Source organism: Pseudoalteromonas sp. MMG024, from assembly GCF_021654175.1.
Classification (GTDB): Bacteria; Pseudomonadota; Gammaproteobacteria; order Enterobacterales; family Alteromonadaceae; genus Pseudoalteromonas.
On record NZ_JAKFZO010000060.1, the window covers coordinates 1 to 508 of the forward strand.

The 508-nt window shown below is 39.2% G+C and carries 1 protein-coding gene; it reads right to left on the minus strand.

What is annotated here, in order from left to right; translation table 11 throughout:
* Positions 1-286: transposase (locus tag L1068_RS21855; RefSeq protein ID WP_237131966.1), on the minus strand; the 286-nt coding region annotated here is incomplete at its 3' end.
* Positions 287-508 lie beyond the last annotated feature (222 nt).

Genomic DNA, 508 nt, shown 5'->3' on the forward strand with positions numbered 1-508 from the left:
GATGCCCCATAGCGAAAAAGGCCGAAGCTTTTTTTAATAGGGCATTGTCACTTTTTAGCTGTTTAACTTGTTTTTCAAGTTCTTGAATACGTATTTGCTCAGGTGTTAACGCACTAGCTTTCGGTGTGAAACCTGTTTGCTCTTTTCTATATTGGCTCACCCAGCGTTGAATTGATGATAATCCAACATTCATAGCTGCGGCTGCATCTTTATGTTTATAACCGTGAACGATAACTAGCTCTGCACATTCACGTTTAAATTCTGCTGATAATGTTTTCTTTGGCATTCTTAACCTCATTCGTTAGTTGTATTTTACCTCTAACGAAGTCTCTAGTTAAATCATACCGTTACAACTGGCTTGTTTGATAGTTGATACTGCTTGAGCTCACCATAGCCTTGCTCTATTTCTCACCGCTGTCAGTACACATCAAGTAGCGCTTTCAATGGGTAAGTCTCTGGGCATAAGCATGAGGTAATAAATCCTTTGATTTTACCTTTAGGTGTTGGA